16 protein-coding genes are annotated in these 16,912 nt (G+C 62.6%); 5 read left to right on the forward strand and 11 right to left on the reverse strand.

Features of this window, described 5'->3' with window-relative positions:
* Positions 1-4 precede the first annotated feature (4 nt).
* From E8K79_RS10125 to E8K79_RS10140, 4 genes are all read right to left on the reverse strand, one after another.
* Entirely contained in the window at positions 5-1,210 is a 1,206-nt protein-coding gene (locus tag E8K79_RS10125) for a methionine adenosyltransferase (RefSeq protein ID WP_136514641.1), read from the reverse strand.
* Between the two features lie 111 nt (positions 1,211-1,321).
* Positions 1,322-1,717: an FxsA family protein gene (locus tag E8K79_RS10130; RefSeq protein ID WP_136514642.1), complete on the reverse strand. Its 396-nt coding sequence runs from the start codon at positions 1,715-1,717 to the stop codon at positions 1,322-1,324.
* Positions 1,718-1,723: 6 nt separating this feature from the next.
* Complete coding sequence (locus E8K79_RS10135) at positions 1,724-3,097, reverse strand: sigma-54-dependent transcriptional regulator (RefSeq protein WP_136514643.1); 1,374 nt, start codon at positions 3,095-3,097, stop codon at positions 1,724-1,726.
* A 13-nt stretch (positions 3,098-3,110) separates the two neighbouring features.
* A complete protein-coding gene (locus E8K79_RS10140; RefSeq protein WP_136514644.1) occupies positions 3,111-4,304 on the reverse strand; it encodes a pyridoxal phosphate-dependent aminotransferase in 1,194 nt (397 codons plus the stop codon).
* 179 nt (positions 4,305-4,483) lie between these two features.
* On the opposite strand from E8K79_RS10140, the gene E8K79_RS10145 reads away from it, so the two are divergent.
* Entirely contained in the window at positions 4,484-5,767 is a 1,284-nt protein-coding gene (locus E8K79_RS10145; RefSeq protein WP_136514645.1) for an O-acetylhomoserine aminocarboxypropyltransferase/cysteine synthase family protein, read from the forward strand.
* Between the two features lie 173 nt (positions 5,768-5,940).
* On the opposite strand, the gene E8K79_RS10150 is transcribed toward E8K79_RS10145, so the two are convergent.
* Together E8K79_RS10150 and E8K79_RS10155 are read right to left on the reverse strand one after the other, a co-directional pair.
* On the reverse strand, positions 5,941-6,432 hold the full coding sequence (locus E8K79_RS10150; protein WP_198419811.1) for a YchJ family protein: 492 nt from the start codon (positions 6,430-6,432) through the stop codon (positions 5,941-5,943).
* Positions 6,433-6,463: 31 nt separating this feature from the next.
* Positions 6,464-6,754: a Dabb family protein gene (locus tag E8K79_RS10155; RefSeq protein ID WP_136514647.1), complete on the reverse strand. Its 291-nt coding sequence runs from the start codon at positions 6,752-6,754 to the stop codon at positions 6,464-6,466.
* A 203-nt stretch (positions 6,755-6,957) separates the two neighbouring features.
* On the opposite strand from E8K79_RS10155, the gene E8K79_RS10160 reads away from it, so the two are divergent.
* On the forward strand, positions 6,958-7,689 hold the full coding sequence (locus tag E8K79_RS10160; protein ID WP_246038091.1) for a DUF4350 domain-containing protein: 732 nt from the start codon (positions 6,958-6,960) through the stop codon (positions 7,687-7,689).
* Between the two features lie 37 nt (positions 7,690-7,726).
* The gene (locus tag E8K79_RS10165; RefSeq protein WP_135870577.1) at positions 7,727-8,101 is read left to right on the forward strand and encodes a desulfoferrodoxin; all 375 of its coding nucleotides are present in this window, start codon (positions 7,727-7,729) and stop codon (positions 8,099-8,101) included.
* A 262-nt stretch (positions 8,102-8,363) separates the two neighbouring features.
* Here E8K79_RS10165 and E8K79_RS10170 read toward each other — a convergent pair whose 3' ends face one another.
* Together E8K79_RS10170 and E8K79_RS10175 are read right to left on the reverse strand one after the other, a co-directional pair.
* Positions 8,364-9,737 (reverse strand): HD-GYP domain-containing protein, encoded by a 1,374-nt coding sequence (locus tag E8K79_RS10170; RefSeq protein ID WP_136514648.1) that lies wholly within the window; start codon positions 9,735-9,737, stop codon positions 8,364-8,366.
* Positions 9,730-11,340 (reverse strand): HEAT repeat domain-containing protein, encoded by a 1,611-nt coding sequence (locus E8K79_RS10175; RefSeq protein WP_162604646.1) that lies wholly within the window; start codon positions 11,338-11,340, stop codon positions 9,730-9,732. The genes E8K79_RS10170 and E8K79_RS10175 overlap by 8 nt, the downstream gene beginning before the upstream one ends.
* 270 nt (positions 11,341-11,610) lie before the next feature.
* On the opposite strand from E8K79_RS10175, the gene E8K79_RS10180 reads away from it, so the two are divergent.
* Together E8K79_RS10180 and E8K79_RS10185 are read left to right on the forward strand one after the other, a co-directional pair.
* Complete coding sequence (locus E8K79_RS10180; RefSeq protein WP_136514650.1) at positions 11,611-12,894, forward strand: Nramp family divalent metal transporter; 1,284 nt, start codon at positions 11,611-11,613, stop codon at positions 12,892-12,894.
* 5 nt (positions 12,895-12,899) lie between these two features.
* Complete coding sequence (locus tag E8K79_RS10185; protein WP_162604647.1) at positions 12,900-13,808, forward strand: universal stress protein; 909 nt, start codon at positions 12,900-12,902, stop codon at positions 13,806-13,808.
* Positions 13,809-13,896: 88 nt separating this feature from the next.
* Here E8K79_RS10185 and E8K79_RS21585 read toward each other — a convergent pair whose 3' ends face one another.
* The 3 genes from E8K79_RS21585 to E8K79_RS10195 all read right to left on the reverse strand — a co-directional run bounded on the left by E8K79_RS21585 (position 13,897) and on the right by E8K79_RS10195 (position 16,749).
* A complete protein-coding gene (locus tag E8K79_RS21585; protein ID WP_281276066.1) occupies positions 13,897-14,019 on the reverse strand; it encodes a hypothetical protein in 123 nt (40 codons plus the stop codon).
* Positions 14,020-14,432: 413 nt separating this feature from the next.
* The gene (locus E8K79_RS10190) at positions 14,433-15,824 is read right to left on the reverse strand and encodes a DEAD/DEAH box helicase (RefSeq protein WP_136514652.1); all 1,392 of its coding nucleotides are present in this window, start codon (positions 15,822-15,824) and stop codon (positions 14,433-14,435) included.
* Positions 15,825-16,119: 295 nt separating this feature from the next.
* Positions 16,120-16,749: a hypothetical protein gene (locus E8K79_RS10195; RefSeq protein ID WP_136514653.1), complete on the reverse strand. Its 630-nt coding sequence runs from the start codon at positions 16,747-16,749 to the stop codon at positions 16,120-16,122.
* Positions 16,750-16,912: the final 163 nt, after the last annotated feature.

Genomic DNA, 16,912 nt, shown 5'->3' on the forward strand with positions numbered 1-16,912 from the left:
CTTTTCAGCAGACCCGGTACTCTCCCCTTGCAAGGGCGAGACAGAAGTCGTTCATCGAAGCGAACTCCCGCTGCATGACCTCACGGACCGCCTCTTCGACCTGGACGACATCCCGCCCCGGTTCCATGACGAGCTGCGCGTTGGCCATCTGCGGCTCGTCCACCGGAGAACCGATGCGGCTCAGGAGCATGACGTTCGCCCCCTCGACCCCGGGGACCGACTTGCAGATGGAGCGCGCCATCTTGTGCGAGAGGAGGTTGTAGATCTTGCCGACGTGGCTTACCGGGTTCTTCCCGGCCGCGGCCTCGGTGCCGATGGGACGCCCGATCGGGATGACGCCGTTCACCCGGTTGCCGCGCCCGACCTGGCCGGAGTCCGCGTCCTCGGCCGAGGTGCCGAGCAGCGAGAGGTAGACGCCGCCCAGCCCCCGCCCGGCCTGGTCCAGGGTGTTGTAGTAGACCCGGATCCGGTCGAATCCGGTACAGGTCGTCTCCAAAAAGCGCCGCATCTCGGCCTCAATCGCCTCTTTCCTCTCGAAGTATTCCCGCTCCGAGTTGACCATTGCCGCCAGCAGGGGCATAGCGACGGTCAGCTCCAGTTCACAGCCGTTGCGAAGCCCCATCACCTTAACGTCCTCGCCGGTCTCCGGGAAGAGGTGCTTGAAGCGCTCGCCGTTCAGCTCCCGCTCCAGGGAGAGCACGGTGCGCTCCGTGGGGCTCAACGGGTAGTAGCCGACCGCGGCCGAGGTGTCGTTCGCCCCCCGCATCGCTCCGGGGCGCGCGAAGATGTCGGTCAGCTCCTGAGAGCCTGGAGCGAGCCTGAAGCGGTAGGCCAGGTGCCGGTCCGGGTCGACGTGGCGCAGGTTCCCCCTGATCCACCCTTTCGCCGCATCGAGGGCGATGTCGCGTACCGGAATCTCCTTACCGGCAACCGAGAAGGTAGCGCGGTCGCCGATGGTGAGTTCCATGGGCTCCAATACCTCGCCGCCGCCGAAGCGCTTCTCGACGCGCCCGGCCGCAAGGAGTCCCTTGTCGATGTTGTGGTGCAGGATGATGCCGAACTCGGCTAGGTAGGCCTGGGAAAGGGCGACCGAGATGGCGTCCATGATGCAGTCGCAGATCTGGTCCGGGTGCCCGGTCCCCTTGCGCTCCACCATCTCGACCCGCTGCTCGGTAACTTTAGTGCCGCGAAACTCCTCGACGACCAGCATCGGCTCCTCCTTTCACCCCGGACGGCGCGGCAGTCCGGGGAACTGGAAAATAGTAGCGGAAAAAGGAGGTGGTGCAATTAATGGGAAAACAGGGGTGAGGAAGGGGGAGGATCAGAAGTGCCGGCGCACCACGAAGCCGCCGCGGGCGATTTTCGCCTGCAGCCAGAGCCCGAGCCACATCTTTATGATGCGTCTCGTGGCAGGGATGAGGAAGAAGATGCCGAGAAAGTCGGTGAAAAAGCCGGGTGTGGTGAGGAGCACGCCGCCGATGAAGATGAGGGCGCCGTCTAAAAGCTGCGCCGCGGGGAGCCGCCCTTGGGCCAGCTCGTCGCGGATCTGACCGAGCACCCGCCCCCCTTGGTGACGAATGAGCCAGGCGCCCAGAAGGCTAATGGTAAGGAGGATCGAGACGGTGGCGACGCCTCCGATCACCTGCCCCACCTTGATGATGAGGTAGATCTCGATGACCGGGACGATGAGGAAGATGAGAAATAGTCTGAAGAACATGAATGCCTACTTCTTCATGTCGATGCCGTAGCTCTTGATCTTTCTGTGCAGGTTGCTTCGCTCCAGTTCGATCGCTTCGGCGGTCTTCGAGACGTTCCAGTCGTTCTCCTCGAGCTTTTGGATGATGAACTCGCGCTCGAACTCCTCGCGCGCCTCCCTTAAACTGGAAAGCTCCAGCACGCTGTCGAGCTTCCCCGCGCCCGCCTCGCGCTCCGCCGACGCGTTCAGGTAGTCGGGGAGGTGGTTTATCGTGATGGTGCCGCCGGGGGTCATGATCACCAGGCGCTCGACGATGTTCTTCAACTCGCGGACGTTGCCGGGCCAGTCGTAGCGCTTGAGGGCTTCCATCGCCTCGGGGACGATGCGCTTTCGTTCCCGACCCTCCTGGTCGCAGAACGCCTCCAGGAAGTAGCCGGCAAGAAGCGGGATGTCCTCGCGACGCTCGCGCAGGGGTGGGACCTTGAAGGGGACCACGTTGAGGCGGTAGTAGAGGTCCTCTCGGAAGGTGCCGTTTTTGATCTCCTCCTCGAGGAGCTTGTTGGTGGCGGCCACGATGCGGACGTCGACCTCCATGGTCCGCGTCCCACCGACCCTTTCGAACTTCTTTTCCTGCAGGATGCGCAGCACCTTCGCCTGGGTCTTGAGCGACATGTCGCCGATCTCGTCCAGGAAAAGGGTCCCGCCGTCGGCCAGGTCGAACTTCCCCTTCTTCTGCGCGACGGCCCCGGTGAAGGCGCCCCGCTCGTGACCGAAGAGCTCGCTCTCGATGAGTTCCTCGGGGATGGCGGCGCAGTTTATCTCGATGAAGGGCTTGTCGCGGCGCTGGCTGTGGTAGTGCACCGAGCGGGCCACGAGCTCCTTGCCGGTGCCGTTCTCGCCGGTGATGAGGACCGAGGCGTTGGTGGGGGCGACCAAGCGGATCTGCTCGGCCAGCTGCTGCATGGGGGCCGAGGTTCCGATCATCTCATGTCCCTGCTGCACCTGGCCCCTGAGCGTCGCGTTCTCTTCCTTCAGGCGCGTCATGGCAAGGGCGTTTTCCACCGTGACCACCACCTTCTCCAGGGAGAGCGGCTTCTCGATGAAATCGTAGGCACCGAGTTTTGTGGACTTAACCGCGGTCTCGATGGTGCCGTGACCGCTCATCATGATGACGTTCAGCCCCGGGTGCAGCTCCTTCAGGCGCTTGAGCGTCTCGATGCCGTCCATCCTGGGCATCCAGATGTCGAGGAGCACGAGCCCCGGGAGCTCCTTGTTGCACATGACGAGCGCCTCGGCGCCGTCTGCGGCGCACACGGTGCGGTACCCCTCGTCCTCGAGGATCCCGGCGAGCGAAGAGCGGATCCCCTCCTCGTCGTCCACTATGAGAATGGTGTCGGTCATTGCGCTCCCTTGGCTAGCCGGAAAGCCCCGCTTCGCGGGCGAGGTTCCTCCAGGCGGGGAGGCTCCTCTCGATCATCCCCTTGTCCACGCAGTAGGCGATGCGGAAAAAGCCCGGCGCGCCGAAGCCCGCCCCGGGGACGAGGAGGATGCGGTGCTTCTGGGCCATCTTGACGAACTCGACGTCATCGGCCAGGGGGGACTTCGGGAAGAGGTAGAAGGCGCCGTCGGGCTTAACCATGGAGAAGCCCATGGCGGTGAGCGAATCGTAGAGGAGGTCGCGCTTCACGCGGTAGGCGTCGATGTCCACGGAGACGTGCTGCAGCCCCGCCACCAGGCGCTGCATGAGGGCGGGTGCGTTCACGAAGCCAAGCACGCGGTTGGAGAAGACCGCCCCCTCCATGAACTGCTCCACGTTCTTCATGTTCGGGCTCGCAGCTAAGTAGCCGATGCGCTCACCGGGGAGGGCGAGGTCCTTGGAGTGCGAGGTGACGATGACCGAGTTGCTCACGTAACGGAAGATGTTCGGGACGCTCTTGCCGTCGTAGGCGATGCGGGCGTACGGTTCGTCGGAGATGACGAGGATCTGCCGGGAAAGCTCCTTCTCCTTTGCCGCCACCATGTCACCCAGGGCCTTGAGGCTTTCCGCCGGGTAGATGACGCCGGTCGGGTTGTTCGGAGAGCAGATGATGATGGCGCGGGTCTTTGCGGTGATCGCGGCGGCGATGGCCGGAACGTCAAGCTGGAAGGTCTCGCGGTCGGTCCAGACCTCGACCGGGACGCCGCCGTGGTTGTCGATGTAGAAGCGGTACTCGACGAAGAACGGCGTAAGGAGGATCACCTCGTCCCCCTGGTTCAGGATCGTCTTCAGCACCACGTTGAGGGCGCCCCCGGCGCCGCAGGTCATCACCACGTGGCTCCCCTGAACCGGGAGCTCGCTTGCCGCGGCGAGCATGGAGGCTACGGCGTCTCGTGTCTCCTGGTACCCCGCGTTGTTCATGTAACGGTGCATGCCCGGAACCGGGTCCTTGGCGAGCTTTGCGAACTCGTCCTGGAACGCCGCGGGGGGCTCGACGTCGGGGTTCCCCAGGGTGAAGTCGTACACCTGGTCGGCGCCGAATTCCTTTCTGAGCTTCTCCCCCTCCTCGAACATCTTCCTGATCCACGACGATTTTGCAATGAAACCGGCTATCTTATCGGCAACAGGCATGCCACCCTCCTTGGTTTGGTGTCCAGTTTTATTAACACATTACGTAGTCCGGGGCAAGGCGTATTCCCCCCCGGCGATCACCCTACCGGAGCACCATTTTAATATTTCCCTGCATTCGCCCGGACAATCTGCTATGATACGCGCCTTGCCTTGTCATCAGAACCTAGAAGGAGGGAACAATGAAGAAGCATTGGCGCATCGAGACCCAGGCGATCCAGGAGGGATTCACCCCGAAGGACGGTGACCCGCGCATCCTGCCCATCTACCAGAGCACCACCTACAAGTTTTCCAGCGCGGAGCACGTGGCGAAGCTGTTCGACCTCGAGGTGGGGGGACACTTCTACACCCGGCTTTCCAACCCGACCGCGGAAGGTTTCGAGGTGAAGATCGCGGCCATGGAGGGTGGCGTCGCTGCCATGGCGACCTCGAGCGGCCAGGCGGCCTCGACCATAGCCGTTATGAACATCTGCCGCGCCGGTCAGCACGTGGTCGCCGCCAGCACCCTTTACGGCGGCACCTACTCGCTCTTCGCCAACACCTTCCCGAAGATGGGAATCGAGGTGACCTTCGTGGACCCGGAGGCCGACGAGGCGACCATCTGTGCGGCTTTCCGCCCCGAGACCCGCTGCCTGTTCGGTGAGACGATAGGGAACCCCGGGCTCAACATCCTCGACTTCGACAAGTTCTCCCGCATCGCGAAGAAGATGCTGGTGCCCCTCATCATCGATAACACCTTCCCGACCCCTTACCTCTGCCGGCCGTTCGAGCATGGCGCCGACATCGTGGTGCACTCCGCGACGAAGTACATCGACGGACACGCGACCAGCGTCGGCGGGGTGATCGTCGACAGCGGCAACTTCGACTGGGGGTGCGGCAAGTATCCCGAGATGACCGAGCCGGACGAGAGCTACCACGGCCTCAAGTACCTGGAGACCTTCGGCAAGCTCGCCTACATCGTCAAGGCGCGCGTTCAGCTCATGCGCGACATCGGCCCCTGCCCCGCTCCGATGAACGCCTTTTTGTTCAACCTGGGGCTCGAGACGCTCCCGCTTCGGATGCAGCGCCACTCGGAGAACGCCCTCGCCATGGCGAAATACCTCGAAAAGCACGAGGCGGTCTCTTGGGTCAACTACCCAGGGCTTGAAAGCCACAAGAGCTACGAGCGGGCGAAGAAGTACCTCCCCAAGGGGGCGAGCGGCGTGCTCACCTTCGGCATCAAGGGTGGGGCCGCGGCCGGCAAGAAGTTCATGGAGAGCTGCCAGTTAGTTGCGCTCGTGGTGCACGTAGGGGACGCGAGGAGCTGCGTTTTGCACCCGGCGAGCACGACGCACCGCCAGCTTTCCGAGGAGCAGCAGATCGCCTCAGGCGTCTCGCCGGATCTGATCAGGCTCTCGGTAGGGATCGAGCACATCGACGACCTGATCGAGGACGTGAACCAGGCGCTTTTAGCGAGCCAGAAATAGTATAAGCTGCAAAGCAAATCCCCCCTGTCCCCCCTTCGCAAAAGGGGGGGACGCCGGGGCGCCGGCAGCGCTTCGTGGGGAGCCTTGATATGCACCGGCAGCAGCGACCAAGTCTCCAAAAAGAAAGGGGCGAGTGGATTTCCACTCGCCCCTTTTGCTTTACCGCGGCCGGCCTACTTGCCGCAGCACTTCTTGTACTTCATCCCGCTGCCGCAGCTGCACGGATCGTTGCGCCCGATCTTCGGGGCCGTCCTCACGACCGGCTGACGGGTAACCGCCTTGCCGTCGGTGAAGAGCCAACCCTGCTTTTCCTTCTTGAACAGGGCACGCTCGTGGTGCACACGGTCCTGCCCCTGCTCCTTCCAGCGCGCGATGAACTCGACCTCACCGGTCGCGTCATCCTTGCCGCCGTCCTTGGTGGAGACGATCTCCAGTCCCAGCCACTCGGACTTTTCCGCCCATTCGCGGGTCCCCTCGGCGTCATACCCTTCGCGGTGCTTCGGGTGGGTGCTCTCGAAAATGAACTCGGTCTCCACGTTGACGTACGCGGCGTAGCGCGCACGCATCAACGCCTCGGCCGTCTCGGCTGCGCGCTCACCCTTGATGATGGGGCGGCAGCATTCGGCGTAAGCCAGGGCGCTGCCACAGGCACAAAGCTCCATCAGTTACTCCTCCTCTTGTTGTTTATAGTTCCCGTTAGATCTCGTAGTCGGCGGCTACCACGGAAGAGCAGACGCTCTTCATGTAGGCGGCGACCTCGTTGGCGTGATACGGGTGCACCTGGTAGGCCTGCAGGTCCTCCAGGGAGTCGAACTTTGTATAAAGGGCGACGTCGGCGGAACGCTCGGAACGGATCAGGTCGACACCGACCTCCAGCTGGCGCAGCATCTCGACCTTTCCCTCCATGCTGAGCAGGCGCTCCTTTGCCTTCTCCACGTTCTCGGCGGTCGCCTCTTTCAGCTTGAACAGCACTATATGCACGATCATCGTCATCCCCCAATAAGATAGTGGCGTCACAAGGACATCTGTTAATACATCGGCGCCCGCCCCCCTGTCAACGATGGCGGACGATGGCGCAAAAAAAAGGTTGCACGTGGAAAACTTTGCTGCTATAAGGACCAACAAGATCGAAAAGGTCCTATTTAAAATTTTATGCAATGGAGGATTAAATGACTGGCGCTTTGAAATTCATGAGTATACTTGTACTGGCCTGCCTCGTCTTCGCTTCGAACGGGGAGGCGGCCCAGAAGGTCCTTTTCGACAACGCCCACGGTGAACGCTTCCAGATCGGGGACAAGGGCCCCCTGCAACTCTCTGGCCTCGCCGAGGTTTTCCAGGGTGCCGGGCTCCAGACCGCGGTGATCGACCAGCCCTTCACCGACGCGACCCTCTCGGGTGCCGGAGCGCTGGTGATCTCGGGTGCTTTCACGCCGCTGCTTCCCAGCGAGGTCGAGGCGGTGGCGAGGTTCCTGCAAAACGGCGGCAAACTGGTGGTAATGCTCCACATCGCCCCGCCGCTTAGGTCGATCCTGGACCGGCTCGACGTGGCGTACACGAACGGTGTCATCCTGGAGCATGAGAACGTCATCGACGGGGATCCCCTCAAGTTCAAGGTGAACCGCCTCGAGGCGCACCCGGTCCTTACCGGACTTAGCGACTTCAGCCTTTACGGCGTCTGGGGTGTCATCAACCGCACCGAAGCCGCGAGGGTCATCGCTTCCACCAGCCCCAACGCCTGGATCGACCTGAACCAGGACAAGGTGCAGACCAGAGAGGAAACCGCGAGCATCGGCGTTGCCGTTGCCGGCGACCTCGGCAAGGGGAGCTTCCTCGTCTTCGGCGACGACGCCATCTTCCAAAACAAGTTCCTCGAAGGGAACAACAAGACTCTCGCAGCAAACTTGGCCGCCTGGCTCAAGTAGCGCTGTACTCATCAAGCAAACCGACAGGAGGGATTCAATGGCACAGGCTTTGGAAATCTACAAGTGTGAGATGTGCGGCAACATAGTCGAGGTTTTCCACCCGGGCGGCGGCCAGCTGGTCTGCTGCGGCGAGGCGATGGCCCTGCAGAAAGAAAACACGGTCGACGCAGCCAAGGAAAAGCACGTACCGGTCATCGAGCGCGGCGAGGGGACCATCACCGTCAAGGTCGGCAGCGTGCCGCACCCGATGGAGAGCGCCCACTACATCGAGTGGATCGAGCTGATCGCTGATGGCAAGATCTACCGCGCCCAGCTGCAGCCGGGTCAGGCGCCGGAGGCGACCTTCCAGGTCACCGCTACCGACGTGAGAGCCCGCGAGTACTGCAACCTGCACGGCCACTGGGCCGCCTAGGCAAGCTCCCGCATCTACGCATGCAAAAAGGGGGGACGGCTTCAAGCCGCCCCCCCTTTCTTTTTGTTCTTTGCGGGGGACTGAAAAGGAAATCCACCTAACGGCAAATCCCCCATGTCCCCGGTCTATACACCCTTCGCAAAGGGGGGGACGCCGGGGCTCCCGCAGCGCTTCTTGGCAGCTTACTCAGCGTTACGCCTGCAGCGGCAACTTTCTCGGGAATCCACTGAAGAACCTTCTCTTTATTCCGCCTGTTGAGCGCTTAAGCGGCCAGGAGATGCTGCGCCAGCGAGACGTTCTTCAAAAGAGGGTCGACCGGGGCGACGATGCTCGCGTAGCGCTTGCCGTTTTCCTCGACGAGACTCACAAGGCGCGGCGTCTCCAGGGTCTCCCCGTGCGCCCCGATGAGCACCTTCACCGCAGGCTCCACGCTCTCCATCGGGTGGGGCTTCATCACCAGGGCGATCTCGTTCGTGTCGAGACGCACGAGGCTCCCCACGGGGTATTCGCCCATCATCGCCTCGAACTGCTGCACGAGTTCCCCGTTCAGCGAGGTTCCAGACAGGCGCCGCATGATCTCCATCGCCTCCTTGGGGAGGGTCGGCCTCTGGTAGGTGCGCAGCGTGGTGATGGCGTCGTAGCAGTCCGCTACGGAGACGATCTCGGTGTAGAGCCCGAAAGACATCCCCCTCGCCCACTCCGGGTATCCGGTACGGTCGTGCTTTATATGGTGCCCGAGCACCGCCTCGGCCACCTGTGGCGGGATGTTCTTCATCTGGCGGACGATCTCCGCCCCCTCCTCCGTGTGCCGCTTCATCTGTTTGAACTCGTCGTCGGAGAGTCTCCCCGGGCTGTTCAGAATGGTCTTGTCGATCCTGGTCTTGCCGATGTCGTGCAGAAGCCCGGCGGTGTTCACCTCGTGCAGCGCGTCCTTGTCGAGCCCCAGGAACGCGGCGAGGGTGAGGGCCAGGATGCCGACGTTCACCGAGTGGCTGAAGGTGTAGTTGTCATAGTCCTTGATCATGGCGAGCCCCAGTAGGGTGGTCGGCTCCTCCATGGTCACCTGGACCATGTTTTCCACGACGCCGTTGATCCAGTCGCCGCTCGGGATCCTGCCGTTGTCGATCTCGCGCATGGTGTCGCGCACCGCCTTGAGGGCGTCCCGGTAGATGGCGGCGGGCACCAGGGCCTCCCCCTTTTCGCCCCCCTCACCCGCCACCACGTCCTCGATCCCGAGCCGGATGTTGACGATCCCCTTACCTTCCAGCTCGGCGGGAATTGTGTCGGCGCTGCTGTTTCGGGCGGCAAGGGCCGCGGCAAAACCGAAGAGGTCATCCGGGGTCACGCCGGAAAAGACGGTGCAGGCGTCGATCCCTTTCTGAGTCAGACGCTCCACAAGTTCGGTGACGGCGGCGTTCGGGGCGACCAGGAGGCACCCCTCTATGAAGAAGGTCCCCTCGACCACCCCGAAGTGCAGCTCGTGCTTCTCACCCATCATGCCGGCAAGGAGCCCGATGAGCTCCTGCAGGGGCTGGCGCACCGCGGGGTGTGCTAGGGGGTAAAGCAGCACCGACTTGATCGAGGCGGTCAAGAGCATCGCCGCCCGTTGCACATCTTGTTTGTTGATCTCACTCATGCTCGTCGCCTCTGTGCCGCATCGCTTCCAGCACCACTTGGGCGGGGCGTGCAAGTTCGCCACCGCCAGCCGAGATCTCCTTCAGAAAGGCCCGGGCCTGCTCTCCGCCAAGCGCCGCTATCGCCTCGATGGCGGATAACTTCTGCTCCAGGCGGCGCGCAGGAGCGATGAGGTGGCGCCTGCGCACGAGCCGGAACAGCGGGTCGAGCGCCCGCCGGTCACCGATACGCCCGATGGCCCGTAGTGCCTCCTTCTTGAGCACCTGTAGCTTTCCCATCAGATCGCGGCGCGCCACAAGCTGCAAAAGCGGCTCGAGGGCCGCGTGGTTGCGGCAATTGCCAAGCCAGGTAATCGCCTGGACCGCGGCGGCCTCGTCCTCCGCCTGGATGAGCGAGAGGACAACGCCGGTTGCCTCCATGCCGCCTATGCGCGCGAGGGACCGGATGCTTTCCATGCGCACGCGCTGGTCCGGATGCTGGAGCGTCACGGTGAGCGCCCGGACCGCATCCCTCGTGCCGATCTCGCCCAGTATGGCGACGGCCATCTGCACCACCGCGATCCTGCCGTCCTTTAAAAGCGGCAGCACCTGCGGCTGGGCCGCGGTCCCCATGCGCACGAGGGCGGTGCCGAGCGCCTTGCGTGATGCCCTGCTGCCGGTAGCCGCCAGGCGCCGGGCAATCGCCTCCGCCACGGCCCCACCGCCTAGCTTCAGGATGCGGCAGATCTCTTCCTTCTGCGGGAAATCGACGTCCTCCAGGTGGTCCAGCATGTGCTCGGCCATCTCGCCTAAACAGAGCTGCTCCAAGACCTCCTGCGCCGCTTCACGGCAGGCGGCGCTGCGCGCGGGATCGGATAGCTGCGGTATCAGGCGCAGAAAGACCACGTACAGCCGGTCGAAGTTCCCCTCGAGCTTCAGGGGGAGCGCCTTCTTCAGCAAAAGGCGCGTAAGCTGCCGGTAGCGGGACTCGTCCTTTTCGTCCGCCAGCGCGGCCAGGATCTGGTCGATCCCCGGCTCGGCCTGCGGCGCCGCACCGCTCTGCGCTGTCACCGTTTCCGGCTCGGGCTCGGACTCCGGCTCACGCTCCTCGTCACCATCCGCCCCTTCTTCAGGGGCATCCTGTTCGGGCTGTCCCGCGGACTTTTTGGTGAAGACGGCGGTGACATCGATTTGGTTCACCGTGACGGTCGCGACACCAGCCTTGGTAAGCATCTCGCCCACCCCACCCTCCTCGGCGATCTTCTGTGGGGCGACCGCGAGAATGGAGAGCAGGGCCGAGAAGTCGGCGAGTGACAGTTCTGGGTGGATGGTGATGCGCTGCAGTTCGCGAGCAAAGAGTTCCTGGGCGAGTGCCTTGGTCATCGGGCTAGTTTCGATGACGCTCTGGCTGCCGGCGATGGCAAAGCCGCCGCGCTGCACGATGAGGGAGATGCGCCCCATTGCGGCGAGGGCGGCCATAGATTGATAGGCGGAGTCGAAGATCTGCCGGCGCAGGGGATGGTTTTCCGGATAGAAGGCAAACGCCTTCAATGCCTTGGAAGTATCACCCAGCGCTTTTTGACATGCCGGGGCGAGCCGCTCGCTGTCATCAGCTATGTTTTTCATGTCTTCCGGCATTTCCCATTCCCGTTAAGAGGAGGCGGACGCCAGATTCTAGCCGAGGTAATGTTAATTATCAAACAATTTCAGCGGTCGCTCTGCTGGCACAGGGCGTCGCTTGCCTCGTTTTGCAAGGCTCTCGCGAGCGTTTGTCACTCGATTGCAGTAAAAAAGCAGCTTCGGGACGGTAAAGAGAGGCATAACTGTTGAACTTAAGCCTGCCGCGGCTAGAATTAGCTGGACGTTCAGCCAGACAAGCAGGGCAGTGAGGATTTAGTGCCAAAGAACAACCTAGATTCAAAGACCGTCCAGTCCGCCCTCGATGCGCTCTCGCGCCAGCCGCGCGGGTCTCGCCTCACCCGCGTCCTCCCTTTTCTCGGCCCAGCCTTCATCGCCAGCGTCGCCTACGTGGACCCCGGCAACTTCGCCACCAACATCCAAGGGGGCGCCCAGTTCGGCTACCTCCTTTTGTGGGTGATCATCGCGAGCAACCTGATCGCCATGCTCATTCAGACCCTCTCGGCGAAGCTCGGGCTCGCCACAGGTCACAACCTCGCCGAGCACTGCCGCCTTCACTTCCCGAAGCCGGTTTCCCTCGGCATGTGGCTCATCATGGAGGCGGTGGCCATGGCCACGGACCTCGCCGAATTCATGGGTGCGGCGCTTGGCTTCCAGCTTTTGTTCGGCATTCCGCTTCTTGCCGGCGCCCTGCTGACCGCGGTCACCACCATCGGTATCCTCGGCATGGAGCGCTTCGGCTTCAGGCCCCTTGAGGCGGTGATCTCCGCCATGGTCGCGGTGATCGCCCTTTGCTACGTGGCGGAGATCTTCATCGTGAAGCCGGATTGGTCCGACATCGCGGCGCACGTCGTGCGTCCGGCCTTCAGCGGCAGCGAAAGCGTCCTCCTCGCCACCGGCATCATCGGTGCGACGGTGATGCCGCACGCGATCTTTTTGCACTCCTCGCTCATGCAGGGGAGGATCGTGGTGAAGGACAGGAAGAAACTGCGCACCCTGTACCGCTACGAGATCATGGACGTGGTGATCGCCATGGGGATCGCGAGCTTCGTCAACATGTCCATGCTCATCATGGCGGCGGCCACCTTCTACGCCACCGGCAAGACCTCGGTTGCGACCATCGAGGAGGCGTACCGTACCCTGGAGCCGCTTTTGGGCCCGGCCGCCAAGTTCATCTTCGGCGTTTCCCTGCTCTTCTCCGGGCTCTCCTCGAGCAGCGTCGGCACGAGTGCTGGTCAGGTGATCATGCAGGGTTTCATACAGCGTCACATCCCGCTCTGGATCAGGCGCATCATCACCATGGCCCCCTCGCTCTTCGTCATCGCCATGGGGTTCGATCCCACCCGCACCCTCGTCATAAGCCAGGTGGTGCTAAGCTTCGGCCTCCCCTTCGCCATAGTCCCGCTGGTCATGTTCACCCGCCGCGCCGACATCATGGGTGACCTCGTCAACCGGCGCACCACCACGATGTTCGCCGGCTTCGCTGCCGCCGTCATCGTGGCGCTCAACATGTACCTGCTCTACACAACCTTCACAGGATGACCGTCATGTTCAAGCACATTCTAGTACCGATGGATGGATCCAAACTGGCCGAGGCCGCACTTCCCGCCGCGCGCTACATGGCCGACAAGTTCGCGGCCCAGGTGACATTATTTCACGTCGTGGAGAAGGACGCCCCGAGCCAGGTGCACGGCCAGAAGCACCTGACCGGTTTCGACGAAGCGCGGCGCTACCTTGAGGAGGTGGTGCAGCGCTGGTTCCAGGGGGTATCCCAGGTCGAGTGCCACGTGCACGAGACCGAGACGGAACTGGTCTCACAGAGCATCATCGCTCACGCCGCCGAACTCGGCCACGACCTGGTGGTGATGTGCTCCCACGGGCGGGGAAAGGCCTTCCACCTCCTGTTCGGCAGCATCGCCCAAAAGGTGATCGCCGGCGGGACGCTGCCGGTACTCATCACCCACCCCGACGAACAGGGGGAGCCTCCCCCCTTCGCCTGCCGACAGATCCTCGTGCCGCTCGACACCGATCCCGAGCACGAAAAGGGACTCCCGGTGGTGCGTGCCGTTGCCCTTGCCTGCTCTTCCGAGCTGCACATCGCCACGGTGATCCCGACCTACGAATCGCTTTCCCCCGAGGAGAAGGTCTCGGCCCGGACCCTCCCCTCCACCGCCTCGCGCATGCTGGAACTGGAGGTGCGCGACGCGTCCGAACACCTGGACCTTCTGGCACGGGAACTGACCGATGCAGGGATACGCGCCTCCTCGCATGTCTTAAGGGGCGATCCGGCAGAAACCATCGCGCTGGCCGCTACCGAGGCGAAGATCGACCTGATGGTGCTGGCGACCCACGGCAAGACCGGCATGAAGGCCTTCTGGACCGGAAGCGTCGCCCACGCCATCTGCAGCCGCAGCCGTTGCCCACTTCTGCTGGTGCCGATCAGCGAGGCGTCCTGAGCGCGGTCGGATACGCCCCTAAACACGAAAAAGGGGAGGAACCGTGTGAGGCTCCTCCCCTTTTTTGACGCTCTCCTGTGATGCTTTTCTATTTCTTCCCGCTTCCTTTGCACATGTTGCAGGGAACTTCCACCGGGTCGTATCCTGTCTGGCGGGAAGCGGTCATGATTTTGCCTTTGCCGTTGCATTTGGGGCATCTGGATTCTAACATGGCGTTCCTCCTTTATCTGCCGTAACCGCTTTCTTTATCTATATATTTTATCAAATTGGGATAAAAGAAAGTAGCGACAACACGGGGCCTAACGTTCCCCCCTTTGCGAAGGGGGGGCAGGGGGGATTTGCCTTGGCTGGACCATACAAACACCTGCTGACGCTGCGATCACGCACACTGCACAAATAAACTGACGGATGTCGGAGAACCCTTCTACCCAGGAGTAAAGCAAGAACCAGAATCACGTCCCGCCAACGAGAGCTGAGAGACAAAAGCAAATCCCCCCCGTCCCCCCTTCGCAAAGGGGGGAGCTATAAGGCACCGTTCTCAGCAAGAGAGGACAAGGGGTTACTTGAAAGGCTTCTTCCCCGGAATAGCCGGATGAACCTTACGGGAGCAGGGGGCGAAAGGCGCTAGTTGCTGCGGCGGGGACGGTTTCCGGGGCGGCCGCCGGGGCGTGCCGGCTTCGGGGCCGCGCCGTTGGCGCCAGGCGCACCGGGGCCACGCCTTTCGTCGCCGCCTCGACCGGCAGGACGGCCGGAGCCGGCGCTCCTGTTGCCGTGGGACTGTTTGGCAGGGGCCGCTCCCTTCGCTTCGGCGGGCTTGCCGGCAGGTTTGGCCTCCTTCCTGCGCTGCGGCTCGCGGGGGGGACGTGCGAACTCCACGTCTTTCTTCGGTGCCGGAACGTTGTAATCGAAGTCCTCCACCCGGCGCCGTTCGATCTTCGCGCCAAGCACCCGCTCGATGCTGCGCACCATCGCCTCGTCTTCACCGGTCACCATGGTGAAGGCGTCGCCGGTCTTCGCGGCGCGGCCGGTGCGGCCGATCCGGTGCGTGTACGCCTCGGGGGTGTCCGGGATGTCGTAGTTGATGACGTGCGAGATCTGGGAGACATCGATACCGCGGGCGGCGATGTCGGTTGCCACCATGATCTGGTAGGTGCCGTCCCTGAAACCGTCCAGGGCCGCCTGCCTGCGGTTCTGGGAGAGGTTCCCCTGCAGGCTGGTCGCCTTGTAGCCGCTTTTCTCGAGCTGCTCGCCCAACCGCTTGGCGCGGTACTTGGTCTTGGTGAAGATGAGCACGCTCTCCGTGTCGGAATGCTTCAAAAGCTCGAAGAGAAGCGGGGTCTTCAGGTGCTGTCCCACCGGGTAAAGCGCGTGCGAGACCGTGGCAGCGGGTGCGATGCGGCTCACCTGGATCGTTTTCGGGCGGTGCAGGATCTCGTGGGCGAGGACGCGGATGTCGTCGGGCATGGTGGCCGAGAACATGAGGTTCTGCCGCTTGTTAGGAAGCGCCCTCAGGATCTTCCTTACGTCCGGGAGAAAGCCCATGTCGAACATCTGGTCCGCCTCGTCCAGCACAAGCACCTCGACCTTGGAGAGGTCGATGGTCCCCTGGGAGATGTGATCCAAAAGGCGGCCGGGACAGGCGACCACGATATCGGCCCCTTCCTTCAGTCTCTTTATCTGGGTGTTGATGTTGACCCCGCCGTAGACAGTGATGCTTTTCAGCCGGGTCTGCTGCGCCAAGGCGATGAGCGATTCGTTGATCTGCTCGGCGAGCTCGCGAGTCGGGGCGAGCACGAGGCCGCGCAACCGGCCGCGCTCACCGTCGACCAGGCGGTGCAGCATGGGAAGGCCGAAGGCGGCCGTCTTGCCGGTGCCGGTCTGGGCGAGGCCCAGGACGTCCTGCCCGGCCATGACCGTGGGAATTGCCTGCATCTGGATGGGTGTCGGGGTAAGATACCCCACGGTTTCGACGCCGGCCTGAACCTTGGGGTGCAAATTAAACTCTTTGAAATCCACTACTACTCCTGTTTCTTCGTTGTCGCGCCACAAAAAACCCCAGAAGCCGGAAAAGCCCATGGGGTCTGTGACTCATTAGAATGGTGACTATAACACGAAACGGGAGAAAAGACGGCTCAAATTTATCTAATAGTGCGATTTTTCGATATTCGGCTTTCGCAGCTCCCGGAGTAGGCACAAAGAGGGGATGTCCGGCGCGAAAGCCGGGCTTTCCCCCCTCCGGCCCCTCTTCCCCCTGCGGACCAAAGCCCAAAGTGTGCGAAGGCCCGTGGGGAGAGGGGATCCGGACGGAAAATCAGTGGCGCTCTCGGTAATCCCTGCGGTCATCGTGCCGGTCGTCCCTGCGGTCGTCGCGGGAATCGTCACGGCGGCCGTCGCGGTAGCCGTCACGATAGGTATCGCGGTAGTAATCCCTGCGCTCGCCCCAGCGACCGTCGCGCCTTTCCGCTACCGGGCGGTACCAGTTGCCGCGATAGTGGTCGCGGTCGTGCAGGAAGGTGCGGTATTCATAGTCGCGGAAGTAGCGGATCTGTTCGTAGCGGTGACGGCTCAGCCCGTAAGGGAGCCTGCGATAGGACGTGTAGGTCCATGGCCCGCGGTAGCTGGCGGCGGTGTACCATCTGCCGTCACGGTACTGGTAGTAGCAGTTGTCGAGGTACACCACATCGTAGGGGAGCCCGACCGAGACGTAGAAGCCAAGGGCCGGCGAGAATATGAAGCTTGGCGGTTCGGCATAGGCCACCGGGACGGCGGGCGCCGGGTAGGCCACCGGAGCGGGTGCCGGATACACTACCTGAGGGGGTGCCACCGGTACCGGGGTGACCGCCACAGGTACGCCGATATTCACGCTGACGTCAAATCTCGCCTGTGCCGTGGCAGCCCCGCCAAGCACGAAAAGAGCTGCGAGTGCGATGAACCTTTTCATGATCTCCTCCTTGCGGCCTAGGCCGTCTTTCGTTTCGTGATCGTTCCAGCCAACGGTTGAGAGTGTCAATGAGACTGTTTGCTCTCTCTATCTTTGAAATCAAAGCTAACAGCACAATGAGGAACAATTGTGGAGCAAATATGGAATTTCCCGAGCAGCTAAA

Origin of the sequence: Geomonas edaphica (genome assembly GCF_004917075.1) — a bacterium.
In the GTDB taxonomy this organism is placed as follows: domain Bacteria; phylum Desulfobacterota; class Desulfuromonadia; order Geobacterales; family Geobacteraceae; genus Geomonas; species Geomonas edaphica.